This window comes from Nonomuraea sp. NPDC003707, assembly GCF_053587055.1.
On sequence record NZ_JBSFNK010000052.1, the window covers coordinates 19,312 to 37,765 of the forward strand.

The following is an 18,454-nucleotide window of genomic DNA, read 5'->3' on the forward strand; positions in this document are numbered from 1 at the left end:
GCTCGAAAACCCAAGATAAGTCTGCCACCGAGTGGGACCCGGCCGATTGGGACCGAATCGAGGTCAACACCGGCCTAGCCGGGCTGGCCAAGCTGTAGGCCATGCAAGCCGCCTTGCAGGCGAAGAACGCATTGTAAGCGACGGGGGCTCCAGGGCGGCGCACATGATGGCCGGGCTGTCCCTGAGAGCTTCGGCGCGGCATCGGTGATATTCCCAGGCCGTCGCATGACCGGCTGTCGGCATGCTGGACGTTACCCGGTCATCCGGCCCCGGGTTGGATGTCAGTGACAGCCAGATGATCGTGCAGCGCGGCGTGACGGAACTGGTAGACCGGCCCGACCGCACGCAGCAGTCCGAGTCGGTGAGCGTCGTCCAGGAAATTCATGATTCGCCAGGGCAGGCGCCGTTTCAGGGCCAACCATGCGGTCGCGATGGTGAACGCCAGCCAGGCATGATGGTTGCCCATGAGGGGCCCACCCACGAACCCGACCACGAGCCCTCCCACGAGCCCGCCCACGAGCCCGCTCATGAGCCCGACCACGAGCATGCGGTCGAGCACGCCCAAGAGCCCGACCGCAAGCCCGCCCACGATCCCGAACACGGGCCCGACCACGAGCCCGACCACGAGCATGCGGAAGAGCGTGAGGGTTCTGTCGGCTCGCCAAGTGGAGCGGGGGGTGCTCGCTGATGTGAGGGTGGGCTGTTCTGCCCATTCGAGTAATCCGTTCATGAGCGCGTCCACGAGCCTGCCCAAGAGCCCGCCCACGATCCCGGACACGATTCCGAACACGATCCCCGCCCCAAGCAAACCCATGAGCCCGAACCCGAGCGCGCCCATGACTGCGACCCTGAGCCGTCTGCCCACGAGTTTGCTCCTGATCGTGTGCAGGAGACGGCGTCGTCCGCGGAGGCTGGCGTAGCCGGGTGTTTCATCGCCCCATCGCTCGACCCCGAGCCAGCCCTCGAGCCCGAACGCGAGCCCGAACACAAGCCCGAACACAAGCCCGCTCAAGAGATCGAACACAAGCCCGAGCACGAGCCCGAACGCGAGCCCGCCCAAGAGCCCTCCCAAGAGCCCGAACACAAGCCCTCCCACGAGCTGGATGTGGGAGGTAGTGCGGGCGATGTGCCACCAGGTGATGTCGCGGGTGGCGGCCGGGTCGAACGCGTGGGCAAGGTAGGTCAGGTGGCGGCGGGTGGTACGCGGGTCGAGCCGGTGGCGAGGCCGGAAATGGTCGGTGGGATCGCTGCTGGGCGGGCGGGCGCGGATGAGGGCGGGGATGAGCCGGTCGAGCAGGTGGGCGCGCAGCGCCGCGGCGTCACTGGCCAGCGGCCCGGCCAGCGGGGTGGGGTCGGCGCCGGGGTTGAGATAAACGGCGCGGATCAGCCACAGGCCCAGCGGGGTCTGGGCGAGTTCGGTGAGGCCGGGGGCGGCTTGCGATCGCAGGGCGTCCAGAACCCGCCGCCAGACGGGAGACGGATCGCCGGCCAGGCAGGAGGTCAAATAGTCGGTGGCGGTCTCGGGGGTGAGCCGGGCGGGGGTGATGACGGCGGCACCGGTCAGCGGCCGTCCCGCGCCGGCGACGGCGGCGGCGAACTCGGTGGTGCGGCTGGTCACGATGATTTGATCGCCAGAATGCAGCGAGGCGTTCAGCGCGGCGATCACCTTGCCCTGATCGTCCTTGCCCATCTCGTCCAGGCCGTCCAGGACGGGCAGGATGCGCCCGCCGTTGACGAGCGCCGCGGCTGCGCCGGGGCCGAGTTCGGGGGCGGAAAGGGCCGGGTAGTCAGCGGTCAGGCGGTCGGTCAGCCACTCCTGCAGGCCGGGGTGGGCCTGCAGGTCCCAGCCGGAGACCGGCAGCAGCATGGGTACCGGCACCACCTCGCCGTGTCCTGCCGCATCGGCGGCGGCCTGGTCGGCGGCGCGGGTGGCCAGCAGTTGCAGCAGCAACTGCACCGCCAGCGTGGTCTTGCCCATACCGGGGCCGCCGGTGATGACCAGCCGGCGGCGTTTCAGCGCGCGGAAGTCGCGGGCCAGGGCCGCGACGTCGTCGCCGCGTCCGGCGAAGGTGAACTCCTCTTGGCTGCTGATCAGGTGGGAGGGGCTCATCACCGCCTGGTTGGCCGACAGTTGCCAGCGCACCGGGATCGGCTCGGGGTCGTCCAGGGAGCGATGCCGGGCCTCGGCTTGCCACTGCCGCTCCACCAGAGCGGCCAGCACGGCGGTGGTCACCGCAGCGTCGGCCTGAGCCACAGGGGCTGGGCGCCGCCGGGACCAGGCCACCACGGCGGCGATGGCTGTGGCTGCGGCGATCGCCACCGCGGCCACGTCGGCCAGGTTGACCTGGTCATGCGGGTGCACCGCACGCGCTACCACGACCACCGTGAGAACCAGCGCGGTGATGGCCAGCGCGGCAACCGCGATCCGTGTTCGCGTCGGGCCTCGCCTCACTCCGCAATCATGGCCGGAGCGAGACGCGACGACGACCACCATGCGAAATCGTGACCGATCGGGTCAGCTCGGCGCGGCGACCTGGCCGACGTCCGGGGTCAGCGTCCGCGAGGAAGTCGCCTGCCGGGCAGGCCCACACCGCCGATGGCGGCCCTGCCACCTGCATGGCGAGCGCGGTGGCGCCGAGCTGCATCCCCGCTCAGGGCGGTCCTCGGCGGCTGGGTCGAAGCTCTCGGGCCATCCGGGTGACCGACTGGCGCGCCCGCGCAGCGGCGAGCACGTCGTCGGCGACCGTGGCAGGGCGTGCTCCTCAAGGGAGTCGGGAACTGGTCAGCGGGGTTGCCCGCAGCGGTCGTGAGGGTCTTGTGGACGACCCGACGGAGACCTTGGCGCCGACGCCCCAGGTCGGCAAACGGCCTACTTGCCTGACACGCCCGACAAGATCACATCGCGTTGAGCTGCGGGAAGGGCTGCGAACCCAAGATAACGATTGATATGACTGACCCGCACGTATAACAGTCCGATGAAGACCGATCACACACGGTTTCTTACGTCTTAGCGTGGGCCTACAGCCGAATTGGGCTGCGTTGCTTCGGGGGCTGACCAGGGCGGGTGAGGCGCGTTGGCGACCCGAGTGTTCACTGACGAAGAGATCGCGCGCTTGCGATCGTTCCCGGAGATCAGCCGCGAGGAGCTCATCCGGTTCTTCACGTTGACGGCGGCGGCTGTGGAGTTCATTGATCCAGGTCGGGGCCGGGGACCCTGGCCCAGAAGTCGGGCTCGTCGTCCTCGGTAGGTGAGCCCGCTGAGATCACGCGAGCGGCCGGCCGGCCCTGAAAGTGAAGTGCACATGGGAGGCCTCGAAGAGCGCGAAGAGATAGATCTGCATGGCGGTGGGCGCTGGATTTGGCCAGGCACCCGACGCTTGGACGATCTTGTCGAAGTACTCGTTGAACGTATTGGCCGCGAACTGAGAGGGGACGCCAGGCCCTTTGAGGTCAGGCAATGCCTCGTCGGGTAGGCTCACCGGGCTGACCGGCCCCCCGGAGGCCGGCACGTACTCGTAGACGATCTTGCCGTGGCGCGTGGCCCGGAGGATTGCGACCTCCCTCAGGAGGTAGTCCGGGTTGCCCGACAGGAAGCTATCGCGCTGGCTCTCCAGCAGGGCCTCGGAGAGAGGCGAGTTCCCCGCCGGCGAGTAGTTACGTACGGCCAGATCGTGCAGCGCCGCGATGAAGAGCGGATTGCGGGCGCCCCCGCTGGTCTGGGACGGCTGGATGTCCAGGGCCCACCCAGGCTGGTGGTTGCTGGTGATCACCGAACTGGCGGTCTCGTTGTGCTCGGGCGGGCGCCAGAGCGAGGATGCTTTGAGGATGAGTTTTGGCTGGATGACGCCCTGCTGCCGGATGGCCGCCATCCTGCGGGTGAACGTTGCGACGATGTCCAGGCTCGGCGCGGGCTGGCCTGGTGCGTAGAGCCGGTGGAGAAACCCGCGAGGTGTGGTCACCTTCTGGGCAGCGGCGGGGAGGACGGCGAGGATCAGTTCTGCCATGAGCGAGCGCAGCCAGGGTGAGAGCGCGGACGCGTCTGGGGCGACCGTGCCTGCGATGATCCGCTCCATCTCGGTCAGCTGCGGTTCCATGAGCTGGCGCAGCTCCGTGAGTCGGTCGGCGATGAGCTCAGGCCGCATCATGAAGATCGGAAGATAACGTGGCAGATTCTCCAGGGCGACATTCTCCGGGTCGCGCTCGGGGGCGTCCTGGAGGAGATACCGGAAGTCGGTTCGCGGCGGGATGACGATGCGCTGGCCGGCGGTGGTCGGTATCGCGGGCACCGTTCTACCCTGGGCGTCGGCACCCGGCACGTCGTCGTTCGCGGGAACGAGCTTTCCGCTCGCGGCCAGGGCGTTCTGATAGTAGTAGCGGTTGTTCACCCGCCGCCAGTTCATGTGCAGCGCGTATTCCTGGCGGGCGCAGTCGGTGGCGTCCTGGGTGACTGTGAACTCAGTGGCCTGGGCGAGATCGGGGCCGGCGAGGAATGAGAGCCGCATCGGATAGAGGCGCCGCAACTGGACCGCGTGGTCGGGCGCGCTGTCGGACACGGGCAGCCAACCCGGATGGTCGGGCCGGATGATCCTGGCCTGAGGGACGAACGTCCACAGCGGGCCAGGCGTGGTGAACAGGTCCCCCAGCGCGCCGAGCCCCGGGGGCAGTGTCAGGGCGCGGTTGTATCCGATGATGCCTGCGAGCATGTCGTACCAGGCCTGATCGCGGGCCAGAAACTTCTTCTCCTCCTTCTTCTTCTGCGGTTTGAGCTGGGCCGCAAGGTCGGTGGCCACAAACTCCTGCGGGGCGCCCGCGACGAAGTCCTCCCGCGCGTAACGGTTGCTGCGCCAGAACTCCTCAAGCCGGTCCCTGCGCAGAGTCGGTGACCGCCGTTCGACCCACAACTCGGCGTCCTGCGCGCCGGAGAACACGGTGATCTCGTCGAAGGTGACGTAGCTGAAGAGGCTGCTCGGCACAAGCCCCGCCGGCTGCAGGACGACGGAGCCGTACGATCCCCCTGCGACCACCCGCTCCTGGCCGTGCTCGACGGACTCAAAGACCCCGCTCGCGACCGGCCTGACCGTGCCGCCGCTAACCCTCAAGTACGCCTCCTTCTCCTCCCCCGTTCTGGCGAGCCTGTTCAGCAGGAATCCCGGATTGACGCGATACCAGTCGGTCTCGTCCCCGCCCGGCTCCGCGCCGCGCACCTCCGCGAACAGCGTGACCGACTCGCCCGCCGCGAGCTGGACCAGGTCCGCGTCCTCTTCCACGACCAACCCGGTGAACCGCCAAAGGATCGCGCTGTTGCCCGCGAGCCACTCCCCGAGCTGGAACTGGTTGTCGCCCGGCGCCACCCCGCCCAGCCCACCCTGCTCGAGCCTGCGCAGGTACGCTCCCTCGGCAAACATCGGCTCCAGGTTCCCCGCGCCGAGGTGAGCGACCAACCTGGCCCTCAGCCTGCCCTCCAGCGCGGGATCGAACGCGTAGCGGAAACGCACCGCGTCGACCAGCAGCGGTGGCAGGCCGGCCGCGAGGTCGCCTGCACGCAACCGTGTCAGGCCGGGTCCGCCCACCTCCAGGGAGAGGATCAGCGGCATCCCCGGGGCCCGCTGGCAGGTCATCAGCCCGAACGCGACAGGCACGACCGTCGGGCTCTGCCCGGCGGCGGCCGTCAGCCTGAGGCCAAGTCCCATCGCCCTGCGGGACTGGACGCTCTCGTCCTCCGTGTCGCCGGGCAGCCAGTTCAGCGCAGCCGGGTCGAAAGGATGAAACCACCGGGCGTCGTTGTCCGCGACCACCGAGGGCGCACCGGGGTCGAAGGGTTTGATCGGCAGTCCCATGTCCGTCCTTAGATCGAGGGCGGCGCCAGGAGCACGGCGGGTGCCACGTACTCCTTGGCCGCGTTGGGGAACTGGGCACGCACCCGAACAGTCAGCGGGACGTCCAGCGGCAGGGCGCTGCCGTCCGCCGCCGTGCCGGTGGAGACAACGAAACCCGGCGGCCGGTCGGCGATGAGGAGCGTCCGGCTGCCCGCCACGGCCTCGATCCGGTAGTGCAACCCCGCGGGACCGTCGAAGACGACCCTCAGCCGCAAGTCGGCCGTCCATTCCGCGTCGAGCGCCAGCGCCAGCCGGTCGGGCGGAGAAACGTCGAGGAGCACCACCGCGGGCCTGGAGCGCAGCTCGGTCACCGGCGCGGGGAGCGTACAGATCGCCTCAACCCTGATCTCCCAGCTCCTGCCGACGGAGTCCACGTCAAGCGGCAGCTCCCAGGCCAGCAGGCCGGGATCGAGGGTAATCGGTCCCGTGCCCGGATAGACGATCCGGGCGCGGGCGCCCTCCGGCGGCGGGTCCGTGAGCCTGATCTCGCCCTCGTGCACCGTCACCTCGGCCACCCGGTTCCTGCTGAAGTTGGGCACCCACCCGCCCTGTCCGTCGGGCTCCATGCCGTACACCGCGGTGAGCTGGAGCGCGCCGTCGCCGAGCAGTCCCCTGGCCGCGACGGCATGGCCGCGCCAGGTCAGCGGCACGAACCTGGCGGGCCGGGGCGCCCCGCCGAGCGCCGGCACGACGGGCACGTCGTCGGGAAGCAGCACCGAGACCAGCCCGGTGGCCGGGTTCGCCACGGTGTGGGCGAGCAGCCCGGCACCGCTCGTGACCTGCCCCTCATACAGCCCGCTCAGTGTCTCCCGGGCGGGATCCCAGGGCGGGAGCGCGAGGACCCCGTCGAGGAACCAGAGCGGACGGCCCGCTCGGTCGGTGGCGAGGAAACGGGAACCGCCGCCCGCGACCGGCGTGAACCGCACCACCACCGGCTGCCTGTCGCGCAGGCGCCTGGCCAAACCCCGGCTGTACGTCCTGGTCGAGGGCCGCAGGTCGAGGGCGTCGGCGGCGCGGGGATCGGGGGATCCGCCGAGACCCGCCTTGGTGACCTGGGCGGCGCGGAAGACGCCGGTGACCCGGTCGCCCGCCGCCAGCCGGGCGGAGACGCCTGCGCCGGGCCGGATCACGCCGTCGCCGACTCTGATCGGCTCCAGAGCGGGCGCGGCGGGGCAGCGGCCGAACGTGCGGCGCAGCTGTCCTGCCTGCTCGCTGAGCTCGAGCACGACCTGCTCGCCCTCGGCCAGCTCCAGGCAGCTCAGGAATGCCGTGTCCAGCCACGAGCCGTACGGGCTCGCGTCGGTCCCCGCGATCGTGAGCCCGGTGAACGGGCCCTCGCCCAGGCCCGCGCCGTCCAGGACGCCGCGGACCAGCCGCACCGGCACGGGGTCGACCGAACTGCCGTTGGCGAGGCCGTGGCCGTACTCTGCGGGCACCCGGTCGCGCACACCCGCCCCCGCGCCCTCCACCTCGATCAGCGCGGGCGTGCCCGCGGCGAACCAGAAGGCGAACCTGTCCCCGTGGACGTGGCCGTCGTCCAGCCTTTCCGCCGCCGCGCCCACGAGCCGGACCGAAACCGGCGCTTGGAGACCTGGCAGCGGAATCCGGTCGTTCTCGGCTCTGAGCGGGCTCGGGAACAGCCCGGGATCGCCTGCGGTGACCTGCGGGGGCGGGCCACCCGCCCACCGGGCCGCCGCGGTCACCCGGTAGCCGGTCACGCGGGGGTCGGCCACCGGCATCCAGCGGATGATCGCCGCGGCGGGCGTGCGCAGCGGAGGCAGGGTGCGCGGGGCTGGCGGATTGGCGATGTCGAGGCCTCTGGCTGGTGCGCTCACCCCGGACGCCGGCCCCTCCTGGCCCGCCAGGTCGACCGGCCGTACCAGGTAGAGGTAGTCGTTGCCCGGCCGGTCCGCGACATCCTCCAGCTCCAGCGGAGCGCCGTCGGTCTCGGCGGTGCGCGCGTCCTGCTCGCCCAGGCGATGCAGCGTGCCTCTGGCCTCGAACGCTCCGGCGAAGGCGGGTTCGCCGTCGGCGCGCACCTCGTTGACGAAGACACGCAACGAGTCGGGCAGCACGCCCAAGTCGGCCACCGGGTCGGTGACGTCCTGCGGCCCGTCCAGGCCGTCCGGCCAGACGAACCCTGGCGGCAGCCCGCCGAATGCCGCACCGCGCCCCACCCAGCGTCGCCAGACCAGCCGGAGCTGATCGTCGGATGCGCGATAGAGCCGGTACTCGTGGGCAGCGAGGGTTTCTGTGAAGCGGATCAGCAGCCTGCAGCGTCCGAACGCGTCGGATGCCGAGCCCCTGACCAGGAACGGGCCCGCGTCGGGAACGGGCGGGAAGTCCTTGGCCCAAGTCGCGGCCACCGGTGCGGAGGCCGGGCCGGGCCGCCCCAGGAAATCGACCGTGCGCACCCTGACCCAGACCGTACGGACTGGATGCGCGGGCGTCGGCGGATCGATGAGCGGGCCGGGGACCCGGTGGACTGTCGGGGCGTCGGACCAGGTGTCCCCCAGCACGGGCAGTGGCGCTGCGGGCAGGGGCGCGCCCGGTTCCTGGGCCGCCGTGCCATGCTCCACCAGGACGCGGTCGCCGAGCCTGCCGAGCAGCCCGAAAACCTGCGGCCCCTGGGTGAGCAAAGCGCCGGGCACGGGTGCCGCTGCGCTGATCCGCAGCAGCTGCGTGCCTGTGGGCGGGGTCAGCGACCATGGCACGGCGAGATCGGCCTCCGTATCCTCGGTGAGGCCCTCGAACGGTGTGCCCGGGGCTCCTGCCGGCAGGCGGACGAAGAGCCAGACGGCCGGGCCGACGGTGTGGTGCGCGACTGTCCACTCTTGGCCGCCGATGGCCATCCTCCAGCCGTCGAGCCGGCCGACGGCCCCTTCGGCGAGGGCGAGGGCCGTGCGCACTCCGCCGAGGGATCCTCGCAGGAGCCCGCGGTCGCAGATGCCCGACCAGGCGGGCGCCAGGTCTTCGACTCGTGCGGCCGCGGGCGGCGTCGCGGGCACGCGGGGCAGAGCCCGCCAGACCAGTGCGGGATCCGCCAGAGCGGCGGACGACGGGATGCCTGGCGGCAGGTCGGTGTCCTGCACCCAGTCGAGGTCGAATCCGGCGGAGCCGGGGTGGAACAGCCGCGATCTGCCGCCCCATAGCCAGGCGATCTCGAGGTCCGCCGCGTCGATCCTCGCGGTGATCCCCACGGGCGGTGGCGGCAGCGGGTAGAGCTCGGCGGGGACCGCCGTGGACGCGACCAGGCCGGGAGTCTCGGTGTGCCCGAACGGGTCCACCGGCGTCAGGGCGAGCTGCGCGGTCGCCGGCAGGTCGTCCAGCGGTGCCGAGATCAGCTCACGGGACTCCCTGATCCCGGAACCGTTAACGGCGGGGACCACCGCGTGCGGGCCCGCGGGGCCGCCCGGCGCGACCACGGCTACCACCGCCAGGGCCGGGATCTGTCTCGCCTCAGGTTCGCCCTCCGTCGTCCGCGCGGTCCAGCGGATACGCAGCGGCGCCTCGAGCCTGGCCACGCCCTCGGGGTCGAGGCTGCGCCTGACCTCCTCCGCCACCACCGCGAACTCGGCGAGCGCGGCGCCCGCGGGTGCCCACGCACGGTCGGGGGACACCGCGTAGGCCGGCGCGAAGTACATCAGGCCCGCCGGTTCGCGCAGAAGCTCGAGGACCTGGTCGAGTGGTTCGGCGGGAAGCACGCGGCTCCGTGGCGGCGGCTGGGCCCAAGCCTGCCAGACACCGGTGACGAGGTAGTCGGCGGGCTCGTCGGGCGGATCCGGATCGACCAGATAGAAACCGAAGGCCCAGGCGGGCCGCGGCCGTACGGTGAGCGCGGACAGGACCATGCCAGCCGGGATCCGCAGGGCGCTGCCGCCGTCCCGCCACACGACGGGCTCGGCCGCGGGTCCCCGGCGAACCGCGGCGATCAGGTCGGCCAGGGCCGCGACCCGGTCGCCCGGCACCTCATCGGGATCCAGCCGCCCGGCGATGCCCGCGACGTCGAGTGGGGCTGTGCCGAGCGGGGGGATCCGGCCGAGCGGCTGCCATCCTTCGAGGTCGCCTGGCACCCTCAGCCAGGTGATCCTGGCCAGCCATGCCGCGGGCGCGCTGACCACGATCTGGTCCACCGGATCCACGATCAGGACAACGGAGTAGCCTTCGAAGGCCGGTTCGATCGGCAGGCGCGCCACCAGCCTGCGGCCGTGCAGAGCACGCAGCCAGGCCTTGGGCTGCACACCGGCAAAATACAACGCGACCTGGCGCGCGGTGGTCGGAAGCGTGATGGTCAGCTCGCCCGCTCCTGTGGGGAGACCCACTCCCCACGGTTTCATGAAGGCGATCGTCCCCGGATGGGCCAGGGTGAGCGGCCGCGGCTCGCCGGCGTCCACGGTGAGCGTGGCGGCGGGCGCGGTGGTGGGCCGGGTGGTCAGCTCGAGACTCCTGGCGAGTGTGGACCTGTCCGAGGCGTACGGCTGGTGGGGGCGCCGGTAAACATGGAAACCGCCGCCCGGCATCCCCCTGCGCGGATCGATCGTCCAGCGCAGATGGGTGCCCGAATTCACCGGCGGGACTCCCCAGGCGGGATCAGCCGGGCGCGCGGCCATCGGATAGGCGAGCAGCCCGAGCACGTGCGGGTTCCAGCGGGCCCTTTGCCAGTCGGGTTCCGGGGTAGTCATGGCATCTCCAGCGGCACGACGACGGTCTCGACCACCCGTTGTCCCGACGGGTCGGGCAGGGCTCGCGCATATCTGACCTCGAGCAGGCAGCGCCGTCCCGCGAGCCGCTCCGCGGGATCGACGGGCTCGATGAAGGCCCGCGAGCCGTCCTCGAGCCAGCGGACCCGGACCGGCACCTCGGGCGAGGTGGACGTGCCATCGGCTTTGGCGAGCTCGGTGGGCACGAGGCCGGCCGAGGCCGCCGCGAGCCGGGCGACCGGGCGTACAGCCTCGCCAGACTGCGCGGGTCCCACATAGCGGGCCAGCGGGATCACCGGTTCCGCCTCGAACGGCATGCGGTAGTCCCTGGCGGCGGGCCGTCCCTCGTCGGTCCTGCGCAGGCGCACCTCGACCCTTCGCCAGGCCAGGGGTTCCGGCAGGTCAAGGACGAGCAGAGGCTGCCGTCCCGGCCGGTCGGCGCGGCGCATCACGGGCCGTGCCGGAGGCGGTTCCCTGAGCAGGGGCAGCAGGGACGGCTCCGAGATGGGGACGGGACCGTCTCCGGCCAGAGACACGCCAGGATCGGCCAGCGCCGCCACCCGGGGATCGCATGCGGCCGCCCAGTCCTTGAGATCGAGGTAGCGGCCGGTGCGGAATCTGAAGGTGAACAGCGGGCTCTCGGCGCCCGCGGCCATGACCGCGGCGTCGAAGGTCGTGGCCGCGGGCAACGCTCCTCCGGCCGCTACCAGCATGTCGTCGCGCGGCAGCCCGGACGCGGGGAAGGCCGTGCCGTAGAGCTGGTTGACCGCGGCGAGCAGGGCCAGCTCGCCGCCCCGGTCGATGTGATTCTCCGCCTTGCGCCAGGCCGTGGCGCGGCTCTGTGACCGTCCCGCCGGATCGCGGATCTCCAGCGTGAGCGGGATCTCCGCGGCCCGCTCGTACATCTGGCGCACGTGGGTGGCGAGGAACCGCACCCCGACCTCCTCGGTCCGGAACACGGGCACATCCACGTTGCCGGGCACGGCCTCGAGAACGTACGGGCGCAGGTCGGCGGGGGGGCCCTGCCTGGTCCTGAACTCCACCTGATGGGACTCGTGCTCGATCTCCGCGTCCCTGCCGATCTTGTCAAGGGCCAGGCTGATCCGGTAGCGGCTGTTCGGCCGGAACAGGAAGGCCTCCTCGGTGAGCGTCTGCCAGACGGCTCCCGCGTAGGCGGCAGCGGCCTGCGCTCGGAGCGCGTTCACCTCGATCGCCTCGGCCTGATCGCGCCGTGCCGCTGCGTCCACGTAGACGATCGGCTTGCAGGACAGGCCCGCCGAGACGATGGTCACCCGGTCGGCCAGCAGTCCTGCCGCGGCAGGCTCGGCCGCGTCTACCGCGACGGGCTCGGCCCCGGCCACCCGGATGGCCCCGGCAGCCCGTATGGCCCGTGTGAAGCGCGTGGAGACGCGGGTCAGGTCGGGTACCGCCTCGCCCGGGGGCCGGCAGCGGCGCAGCGCCCACCACCAGAGGACGGCGACGGCCGCGGTGAGCAGGGCGAGCACGGCGGCCGTGAGCACCGCAGGACGGGGTAGCCACCAGCCGTACACCATCGCGAGCACGAGGGCGATCACGGTGACGAGCACCGCCAGCCACAGGCACCACCGACCGGGGCCAGGACCGGGTTCCGGAGGCGGTTGATCCTCAGGGGCGGACACTGGCGGCGGCGCTTGCGCGCCCAGCCCGCCGTGCGTGACCGTCACCGTTCCGCCGGGCCCGGGATCGACGCCGATCTCGGTGACGACGACATCCTCGGGGAAGCGCACCTCGATCCCGAAGGGCGAGCCGGAAGGATCGGTGATCCGCCCGTCCGCCACCTCGGGGAATCCGGTGCAGACGACCCCCGCCCCCGCGGCGAGGACGCTCGTGGCGGTGGCCGGGTCGGGATGGCCGGTCGCGGTCTCGCCGTCGCTGGGCAGGCCGCCTGCGACACCGAGCACGGAGCAGAGGTCGAGCCTGGTCTCGGCGGGCGGTGTGACGGGCAGCGGGGCGTACTCAGGCAGTGCCGCGGGAGGGCTGGTCCCCGTGCCCTGCACGTAGCTCGACTCGAGATAGGGAAAGGGCGTCCTGGCCAACAGGAGGAGCGTGCCCGCCGGGGCCCGGCCATCGCCTGCCGGGGCGGGTCCCGAGGGCGGTGGTCCCGCTGGCGTGAGCTGCCAATGCCCGTAGAGCCTGTCCTCCAGGTCGTACGTCTCGAGCACGGCTCCGTCGGGCGCGAGCCGTTCGAGCACCAGGGAGGTCAGGTCGTAGCGGAAGCCGTACTCGGGCGAGATCCGGTGAAAGACCGGCTCGGCGAAACCCAGCAGCCGGGTGAACCTGCCGGGTGCGCTCTTGGAGAGGGCGTGCTCGAAGGAGAGCTGCAGGCTCGCGTCGAGGGCCACTCCCTCGGTGATCCGGTCCGTGCTGAGAATCGTCGTCTCTGTGCCGATCGCAGGCCTCGCCGCGGCCTCGGCGAGCAACCGCTCGGGATAGGGCGGCGCGACCCTCTCCTCCCAGCGCACCTCGAAGGAGAGCGAGGGGTCGGGCAGCGGCCAGGGTAGGTCCAGGGTGGCCTCGAAGGCCAGCGACAACAGGAAGGGCGTCGCGACCCTGACCTTGATCGTCGCACTGAGATGCAGGCCGAGCCCGATGCCGAAGGCCGACAGGGCGATGCTGCCGACCAGTTGCAGCTGAGCCGACAACTGGACCGGGTGGTAGGACAACACGCCGTCGCCGCTGAGCTCGGCCCTGACCGCGAGTCGTACGGGCCCGAAGGCCTTGTCGAGCGCGTAGCCGATCCGGCCGCCGAACTGCACCTGCGTCGAGTCCACCATCACGTACGCGTCGGCGCGGAAGAGCTTCTTCAGCACCTCGGCGACGATGCGCTTCTGTGGGTCTCGCTGCCCGAGATGCACATACCAGCCGCCGCCGTGGAACGGGAAATAGCCCTCGACCAGACCGTGGGCGAAGAGCACGTTTGTCACGAACTCGTACTGCGCCTCCACGGCCACGAGCACGCCGTCGGACGAGTCGATGACGATGAGGGCACGTAGCGCGGGCGCCGCGCCGAGCTGGGTGCGCTGCGTCAGGAATCCCGCCCTGCCCTCGATGAGCAGCAGGAAGCTGGGCAGTGTGATGACGAAGAGGGTCCGCGCGACGATCGTGTACCCGTCGGCCGTGCCGATGGTGACGCCCGCGCCGAGCGCGAAAGCGTCCCTGGCGGGCCGCCATTTGGTGCTCTGCGTGACGCCAGGCCCCGGCGGGCCCTGATACCAGTCGTAGTACCAGCTCTGGCCCGGCTCACGGGCCGGCCGCACGTTGTATCCGAACAGGCCGGCGAACCCGAACAACGAGATGCCGGTCGGGCCGATCGGTATCCCGGCGGGCAGTTCCACCGCGATGTAGACGTACAGGAACGGGTAGCGCTCGGCGGGGTTGACACCGGCCAGCATGGAGCCGTCCAGCGCGAACCCCACCGAGGTCAGCGCCAGCGAGAAGTCGCCAGCGAAACCCTGCGCCTCTGGAGTGTCCAGCAGCGCGAAGGAGCCGAACAACGCGATCTGCCCGCCGATGTCCGCCTGCAGGGAGCCGCCGGAGAGCGCGAGCGCGGGCGGCCCTCCGGCGAAGGGGAAGGTGATCCGCAGTTCTTCGACCGTGCCTCGCGGCAGCCCGTCCACGAGGGCTACACCCCCGCTGACCCCGACCCAGAGGGCGTCCTGGTCGAATCCGAGGCCGAGCCGGTCGATCGTGACCACGAAGCCGACAAGGTCGAGCGCCGCCGCCGGGTCGAGGTCCACCCAGCCGCCTTGGAGCGAGACCCGGCCGAGGGAGTCGACCACGAACCTGTCGACCCGGAAGGACGGCATGCCTGACTCGATCTGGTCCGGCTTGGCGAGCAGGTCGAGCTCTCCGCTCAGCGTGAGCGCGACGGCCCCGTCCGTGCGGTCGAGCGCGAACCGGGTGACCCGCACCTCGAGCAGGTCCTGTTTGGTCAGCGTGAGGATGCCGTTGCCGCCGATGTCGGTCAGCGCGAAGGCGAAACTGCCGTCCGCGCCGACGCCGAGCCGGCACCCTACCGCCTGCTCGAAGTACGGCAGGATCATCAGACCTGTGACCGCGCCCCGGACCGGCAGGTTGTCGCGGAACTCCAGCTCGATCGCGGTCACCCCGAACTCGAACCCGAACAAGCTCGCCGCGCCCGATCCGGTGAAGTGCGTGGGCCGCAGGGGGTCGTCCACCGCGGTGTCGTCGAACAGTGCGCTCGCCGTGCCGCTGAATCCCGAGGGGCCGATCCGTGCGCCGGTGAGCGTGATCGCGAAGCCGCTCCCATCCTTGGCGTCGAGGTCGTCGGCGAAGCGCAGCGTCGCGTCGGTCAGCACGACCGCGGGTGAGCCCTCCACTTCGTCGCTGAGAACGATGTCGAGCTCGCCGATCGTCAGCTGCAGGCTCGAGTCCCCGATCCGCCACGGGTCGTTGTTCGTGACGAACCGCAACCGCCCGCCGGGCGCGGCGCCGAACTCGACGTTCCCTCGGGTGTCGACCGTCAGGAACCCGAGCTGCACCAGCTCGATCTCCGCGAACCTTGTCGGATCGTCGTGACTCACCGGGGAGAGCACGTTCTTGTCGAACCGCAACGCGATCGACGGGCCGCGGATCGTCAGACGTCCCACCTCAGCATTGATTTCCAGCCGGAATCCACCGAGCCGCGTGACCACAACGGAAAGGCAGGCCATTCCGGGAATCGGGAAACGGGGTTCGAATCCGGGCACCACGTCCAGAATTCCGTCGATCACGAGCCCCGCGGCGCCCAGCTGTACGGTGAAATCGGTGAGTCCGATGACGTCGAGCGCCCCCAGCTCGGGTGCGCCTGACGGCTGAGCAGGGGCTGGATAGTCCGCCTCGACCAGCACATACAGCAGGTCAGTGAGCGACGCCTCGACACCGAGCTCCGCGACCAGGCGGTCGATCAGCTCCGGCAGAAAGAATCGCAACGGAAAGAAGGTTGCTGCTTCCGGAGAGCCGATACCCATGCCCTGTCCCCGTTTCTGTCGCTCCTTCCGCAGTGTGTGACATCGGCAATGGCGCATCAATTCTCTTGGCCAATTCCGGCCAGTGTCAGCTGTCAGAGTCGGGCGGCGGCGCTGGAGAGGTAGCCAATGCCGTTTAGTTAACGATCATGCTCTGGTTCGAGGTTGCCGCGGTAGGAGCGCGACGGTGGGCGGTCCTGCGTGCCGGATGCCCTTGTCGGAGGGGCGGCGTTCCCTGTAGCTGCTTCGTCGGGTGCGTTTGACGGCTCGGGGGTAGCTGCGGTGTCGGCGGGTGGGATTGCGATTGCGAGGCTGGCTGGCCTGGTGGACGGTGCGCGTCCATAGGGTGCCGTGGGGTGCAGGCGGAAAGGCCGCCTGGTCGGTGACCGAGCGGCGCACGATGCGCAGGGTGGCCAGGAACTTGATCCGGTCGGGGTCGACCCCTGCGGTGGTGGCCGCGACGCAGATCAGGGTGGCCACGGCCCAATGGGTGAGGAGGTAGGCCCAGATCTCCTGGCGCACCAGGTCGGGAGTGCGAGACCGTAGAATCCGGCCTGGCCCGCGCAGGTGCGTCTTCAGCTGGTCGATGCCGGTTTCCGCTTCCCAGCGATCATGGTAGCAATGGGCCAGATCCTCAGCAGTGGCCTCGGCCGGATCGAGGATGCGGGTAATCAGCCGGATGTGGTCGCCTTTACGGTCGGGCACGGTGTAGTCGACCACCCGAACGATCACCGCTCGGTCGGGGTCGAGGGGCCGGCCCTGGCGGGCGTCTTCACGCAGCCGGGCCTTCTGCGACTTGTGCAGGCCGACCACGGGGTTGGTGATGACCGCGAGCCAGGATCCGTCCTCCAGGTCGCGCAGCCAGTACGGGCGTAGCCCGGCCTGCACCCGCCACAGCAGCTGGGCGCCGCTACGGCGGGCCTGGCCCCAGGCGTAGAAGCTGTAGAAGCCGCGATCGGCGAGTAGCAGCATGTCCTCCTCCAGTCGCTCGTACAGGGAGTAGGCCAAGGTCTGTTCACCGTCCCAGCAGCCCGACACGTCTGCCGCGACGATTGCGTGACTGGCGCACTCGCTGATGGCCACGACCCGGGCCTGCGCAAATGCGGTCTCATACCCGCCCGCGCTGTCCTTGGGGAATTCTTCGAGGTTCGCCGGAGTGTCGGGCAGGTCGAGCAGGAATCCGTCGATCGCCATCAGCCGCCAGCGGCCGAGCCACGCACCCGCCGTCGTCGCGGAGGCGGCTGGGCGGGCCACACGCTCGAACAACTCCTTGACCGGCTCGGCGCCCAAGCGCTGCCTGGCCTGAGTCACCGCCCCTCGCGTCGGCGGCTCCCACCGCGAGCCCGGCACGAACGCGAGCATCCCGGTCAGCTTCTCGGCGACCTCCTCGTAGTCATCGTCAGGAAACAGACACAATGCGATCAGGAGATAGACGACCATGTGCGCGGGCAGCTTGCGAACCCGACGCTCCCGGCACTCGTGTGTGGCAATGGCCCCGTCCAGGACCTGGCGGGGGATCAGCGCTGTCAACGCGCCGACCGCCACCAGATCCGTCAACCGACCCGGACCGCCCAACACACCACTCAAGATCACCAAGCGACGCTACCAGCAAGATCGCTAACTAAACGGCATTGGGGAGAGGTAGAGGTCACGTGCTGTCGGAGGGGCACGAGCCGCCGGGGGATTCCAACCCATCTCACGCAGCGTGGAGGACAGGTTGAGGTTCGCGGTTCTTCCGCCCCGGCAGCCCGGAGCATCCCCGCGCAGCAGCCGCATGCCCTGCGGCCGTATCTCGGATGTTGCAGGCCGCGTTGACGTCCGCGTGCGCCCGAAGCCCGCAGGCGGCGCAGACGAACCGAGCTTGGCTCTGTCTCGACTCAGCCGCGCGGTGCCCGCATCTGCCGGAAGACGGTGAGCGTCGTCCTCTTGCCGTTGACGGTCAACGTCTTGAGGTCCACGGTGGCGGTGCCGATGCCGGCGGCGGGGGACGTGGTGGTGATCAACTCTGAGCCTTCCTGGTCAACGGAGTGTCCTTGCGCGTCGAGGAGGGTGAGGCCATGCTCGCGCATCCACGCCTTGCACACGTCGCGATCGGGGCTTTCGAGTGGGCTGCTGATCCTTCGCGCTGTACGCGATCGACGGTAGGCCATCGGCCGAACTCGCAGCCGACGCCGCAGCAGATAGCCACTGGCCGAGGTGACGGGGAGGACATGGGGCTACGACGCGGCCGAACGGGGTGCGTTCTACGAGCGCCTGGCCGCCGCCGGGGGTCCCGTTTGTGCATGGCGTGCGTGCGCAACGTCTTCGAACGCGCCAGGAGCGGCTCGCTGCGCGAACCGGACGACGTGTTCGCCGCCATCGAGGCCGTGCCCGTCCGCCTCCCGGAAGGCGGGCTCCAAGAAGGCACTTCAGGTGGAGGCGGCCGGTCGAGTCGGCGGCCGCGGCCTTGTAGATGGTGGCCAGCATGGCCCGGCCGATGGGTAGGCCGAGACGATGTGGCGGCTGCTCCAGGGCCTAACCTTCACCTTCCAGGCCGCGCGTGCCGGGCACGTTGGCGATGCGGCCGCGCTGCATGAGGAGATGCGCGCGAGGTCGACGGCTCGGCGCGCGCCGCTGCCTCCCGAACTGGTCCACCTCGACCACCGGCCCCAGTAGGTCACGCGGAAGCGGTTGTGCCCGCGCGGGCGCCAATGTACGTTGGTGCCTAGTCGGGCCCGCGGGCGCACCAACCAGCAGGCCGACCCGGGCCGCACATCGGGCCCATCCTCATCGCCCCTTCGAGGGGTCGCCACTTCGGTGCAAGCGGCTTCTTCGCCGCGAACTATCCTCATTCCCCTGCGAGGGGTCACCACGCTGACAGCCGTGATCGCAG

General features: G+C 70.6%; 7 protein-coding genes and 1 pseudogene. 1 reads left to right on the forward strand and 7 read right to left on the reverse strand.

The window, feature by feature from the left end; all coding sequences use genetic code 11:
• Positions 1–259: 259 nt before the first annotated feature.
• Positions 260–2,452: an NACHT domain-containing protein gene (locus tag ACWDRB_RS60800; protein WP_449910841.1), complete on the reverse strand. Its 2,193-nt coding sequence runs from the start codon at positions 2,450–2,452 to the stop codon at positions 260–262.
• A 634-nt stretch (positions 2,453–3,086) separates the two neighbouring features.
• On the opposite strand from ACWDRB_RS60800, the gene ACWDRB_RS60805 reads away from it, so the two are divergent.
• The gene (locus tag ACWDRB_RS60805) at positions 3,087–3,248 is read left to right on the forward strand and encodes a DUF4158 domain-containing protein (protein ID WP_449910843.1); all 162 of its coding nucleotides are present in this window, start codon (positions 3,087–3,089) and stop codon (positions 3,246–3,248) included.
• 15 nt (positions 3,249–3,263) lie between these two features.
• On the opposite strand, the gene ACWDRB_RS60810 is transcribed toward ACWDRB_RS60805, so the two are convergent.
• The 6 genes and pseudogenes from ACWDRB_RS60810 to ACWDRB_RS60835 form a co-directional block, all read right to left on the reverse strand.
• Positions 3,264–5,837, reverse strand: coding sequence for a hypothetical protein (locus tag ACWDRB_RS60810; protein WP_449910845.1), 2,574 nt, complete (start codon positions 5,835–5,837; stop codon positions 3,264–3,266).
• A gap of 8 nt (positions 5,838–5,845) precedes the next feature.
• Complete coding sequence (locus tag ACWDRB_RS60815; RefSeq protein WP_449910847.1) at positions 5,846–10,558, reverse strand: hypothetical protein; 4,713 nt, start codon at positions 10,556–10,558, stop codon at positions 5,846–5,848.
• Positions 10,555–15,546, reverse strand: coding sequence for a hypothetical protein (locus ACWDRB_RS60820; RefSeq protein ID WP_449910849.1), 4,992 nt, complete (start codon positions 15,544–15,546; stop codon positions 10,555–10,557). The genes ACWDRB_RS60815 and ACWDRB_RS60820 overlap by 4 nt, the downstream gene beginning before the upstream one ends.
• Positions 15,547–15,729: 183 nt before the next feature.
• Positions 15,730–17,175 (reverse strand): IS4 family transposase, encoded by a 1,446-nt coding sequence (locus tag ACWDRB_RS60825; RefSeq protein ID WP_449910851.1) that lies wholly within the window; start codon positions 17,173–17,175, stop codon positions 15,730–15,732.
• 103 nt (positions 17,176–17,278) lie between these two features.
• Positions 17,279–17,443, reverse strand: a pseudogene (locus ACWDRB_RS60830) (RNA-guided endonuclease InsQ/TnpB family protein); the annotation flags it as partial.
• A 16-nt stretch (positions 17,444–17,459) separates the two neighbouring features.
• Complete coding sequence (locus ACWDRB_RS60835; protein WP_449910853.1) at positions 17,460–17,585, reverse strand: hypothetical protein; 126 nt, start codon at positions 17,583–17,585, stop codon at positions 17,460–17,462.
• Positions 17,586–18,454: the final 869 nt, after the last annotated feature.